Source organism: Mycobacterium sp., assembly GCF_052144515.1.
Lineage (GTDB): Bacteria > Actinomycetota > Actinomycetes > Mycobacteriales > Mycobacteriaceae > Mycobacterium.
Genome location: NZ_JBKQQD010000399.1, coordinates 1 through 3,372, shown reverse-complemented (window position 1 = coordinate 3,372; position 3,372 = coordinate 1). Strand labels below are relative to the sequence as shown.

Annotated in this window: 3 protein-coding genes; all 3 read right to left on the bottom strand. The window is 62.1% G+C overall.

Going from position 1 to position 3,372, the window contains the following annotated elements; genetic code table 11:
* A partial coding sequence (locus ACLP9N_RS26385) for an AAA family ATPase (protein WP_442410145.1) occupies positions 1-1,012 on the bottom strand: 1,012 nt, incomplete at its 3' end.
* Positions 1,009-1,953 carry a hypothetical protein gene (locus ACLP9N_RS26380; protein WP_442410144.1) on the bottom strand — a complete coding sequence of 315 codons (945 nt, stop codon included), beginning with the start codon at positions 1,951-1,953 and terminating at the stop codon, positions 1,009-1,011. The genes ACLP9N_RS26385 and ACLP9N_RS26380, both read right to left, overlap by 4 nt.
* A gap of 56 nt (positions 1,954-2,009) precedes the next feature.
* A complete protein-coding gene (locus ACLP9N_RS26375) occupies positions 2,010-3,008 on the bottom strand; it encodes an endonuclease domain-containing protein (protein WP_442410143.1) in 999 nt (332 codons plus the stop codon).
* Between the last annotated feature and the right edge of the window lie 364 nt (positions 3,009-3,372).

Here is a 3,372-nt window from a genome sequence, read left to right as displayed (position 1 = left end):
TGCCGTCCAGGCGGATTCGCTCCGGGTCGCGGACTAACCGGTCTTGCTTGGACTTGCTGAGTTTTTCAACGAACTCCTTGAAGTAGTCCTCCATGCACGCCAGCACAACCAGGGCATTGGGAGTGGTGTCGGTGAACGCCGTGATGGCGTCGACCATCTGGCGGAATCGCTCGACCGGGGCCGACTGGTTGGCCATATCTTCCAATTGGTCGATCAGGAGCACGAGCGGGACGCCGTGTGCGGAGCCGGTCAACTTCGCCAAATGCCTCAACATCCTCACCGGGTCGGCGTCGTCGGTGCGGGACACCGCCCCGCCGATCCACTCGCGGTCCTGAGGACGCATTTCCTGGCACCGCAGCCACATCAGCGCCCGGCTGCGGACTTGCGAGTCCTGCCGCTCCAGGTGGAGCAACACCCTCAGCAGTTCGAGATCGCACTCGCGATACCGCTCGGTCGCCTGAAGCCGGTCCGCATATTCGTCGGCCAGCCGCGTGGGGTCGCAGTCCCCATCGCGGAACGCCTCCATGTCAGTTCGGGACAACCGCGGAACCGACTCCAGCAGCGCTGCCGACAATCGAGCAAGCCCGGTCCGCGACGGCCCTTCCGGTGCATACGGTTGCTCCAGCCCGTCGATAAGGTTGGCGAGTATATACCGAGAGTAGTTGCTCGCCTCGGTCGTCATCTGCATGTAGCCACAGTAGCCCAACCCTTGTCCGTGGGCGCGCGTCCGGAATGCGCGCATCAGGTGCGTCTTACCGCTACCGGCATCGCCGAGCAATACCAGGACCGCCCCGGAGGGAGGCGGCGGTGTCCGGCCGCCGCGGTACAGCAGGTGATCGAACGCCGCGCGGGCCTCGCCGTGAATGGTCTCCACGTCGTACGGGTCGGCCTGCCAGATGGCGGTCGATGTGGCGACCGAGTGGAACACCTCCGGGCAACCGGGCGCCAGGAACGCGGCCATGCGAGGGTCGGCGGCCACCGGTACTTCGGCGCGAGCGACAGCAGTGCTCATCGGTTGTCCCCTTCAAGCAAGACAAAGTGGAACGTCGCGTTCAGATACGCAGTCTCGGAGTCCGCCACCAACTGCGAATCCATTGCCTGCACTAAGTCAGCGCGGCTCAGGTGGAGCAGGTTCTTGGTGTTCGCCTCGATCAGCCGCCGCTTGAACTCGGACAAAGAGATGCGCGGGAAGTTCGGCTCCCGTTGGCTTGTCCGCCATAGCGCCGCGATGAACACCTTGTTGTCGTGAAACCGATCCTCGGGCGGGCTGGTCACCGCTAGCGCCCGTACGGTCGCGGCAAATGTGGGCAGGTCAAACGGCTCGCTAGACCCTGGTTTGGGCGGTGGCAACGGGCTCGCCGCACCGGCCAGCCAGTCTTGCACTACCTTGCGCCGCACGGCGTCTGCTTTGCACGCGTTTAGCCCGGTTTCGAACAGCGGGAACTGCTTGACGAGTGTCTGTTTCGTGAGCCGTTCGGACCCCAGAAGACGACTCACAACCGCACACAAGAGCCCCTCGACCGTCGTCTCGTCGGAGAAACCAAGTTCCTTGCATACGACCGCCTCGAGCACCTGATTGATCGTCGAACCAGCCCCTACGGAGAGCCCGTACTTTCGCTTAAGAATAAAGGCGGCCAATTTGTCCCCGTTGTCCAGCTTTCCCGCCGTGTTCGCCGACAGCCCCGCGGCTTTCGGGAATAAGTACTTGGCGATCACAGTGGACCAGTTCGTCCGGGGCGGGAACTCTGCGATACCCAGGAACTGAAGTGACCGTTCGCGTCCGACGTCAGTCAGGGCGTAAGAGTTCCGCTTGCCTTTTGTCAAGAATCCGGCGGAGGCCAGCTCGCTCCGCAAGTCGTCGAACTCGGCGGCAGACAATCCGGAATCCAGAAGCTTGCCGACGTCTCCCCTCACCGTGGACGGAGGGACTGGCTTCTTGCTCGGCAGGCTCATCCGAACCAATACGAGGTCCGCGACGGCAGTGCCGGGCTGCGTGGCGAGAGTGGTGGTCAAGGGTTTGCTCCAGGTTGAGTGACATTGACTGCTTCGAGAATGCGGTCGCGGATCATTTCCAACTGCGGGATCACATCTTCGGCCAGGAATCGCAACACGACAAAGCCGCGTCGCTGCAGCTCCCAGTCCTTTGTCCGATCGCGACGGTAGCCGCACGATGTCAGAAAATGGAAGTAGCCGTCCAGCTCGATGGCGATCCGGAGCGAGCGGCAGAGCAAGTCCACCTCGGCCGGGCGCGGGCCGAACCGGAAGTCGAGGGCGGCGTTCAATTCGAACCGCCCGGCTGTTTCGGGGAGCGATTCCAGGAACTCGAGCAGGAAGCGTTCGGCTGCACTGCGTGCGCGATCGTCTTCGATCTCATTCGCCGGAGGGGCGACGGTGGCTCGAACTGCGGCGATGGCCGCTTCGACGAGCGCAGCATCAGCCCCTTTCGCGGCGACCGCCGCTAGCGCACTTCCCACCACGCCGGCTTCGGATAAAGTGCGCTTGACCGTCGCTGTGTCCATTGCCGGAACCGAAACTTCCCCTTCCCTCAGAAGTGCTTTGGCGCGCGATTCTGGAGCGGTCGTGAGAAATTCGTCCCAGACTTCCGTAGGCACCGCGACCGCAACTGGCACAGCCGGCGTTCGCATGGTCCAGTTCGCGGCTACATTTCCGACGGATGAAAAGTCGTCTGTCGAGCCAGAAACGAACAAAACGCTCGGCCACACAGTGGATGGAACCAGGCAAACGATCGTCGATACGATGTTTTCTCCAAGGTTGATCAGCGATGTCGACACCGTACTTGGTGAGCTTTGGTTGACCGCGAGGATCGCGATCTGTCGTAACAGATCATCGTCAGCCTCTGGTTCCAGGGTGCTCCAGAACCGTTCACGATCTGCGAGCGTCTTGACTCGCCATGAAGCAAGAAACTCATCCGGATCGCGTTCCGCTCGCCGCGCCAGGCATTGGACCGCCGCACGCGGCAGATCGATCTGTTCGGCGACGGATCGCACCCATGCGACACTTGGGAACAGGTTCCCATTTGCGACGACAACGCCTCGCCCTTTGGCGGTTGCCCAGCGACGCCACGTCCCCACGCCAGCGCCAATCGGTCCAACCAGCAATGAGACAGTCGGAACGCCAGTGGTTCTCCGATAGGCATGACGATCAAGAACCGCTGCTGGGTCCAGGTGTGCGAACGAGGTCACCGCGGCATTCATGATACTACAGACGCGATTTCTTGGATGACACGAGAAGACTCACGGTCCTTCTCTTGTAGCAAGAATAGCAGAGCCCCCGTCGCCCAGCAAGGATGATTGCGAGGAGTGTGGTATCCGACGGGAGGGAAAAAGGGAATAGTGCCACCCGGCCTCCGGA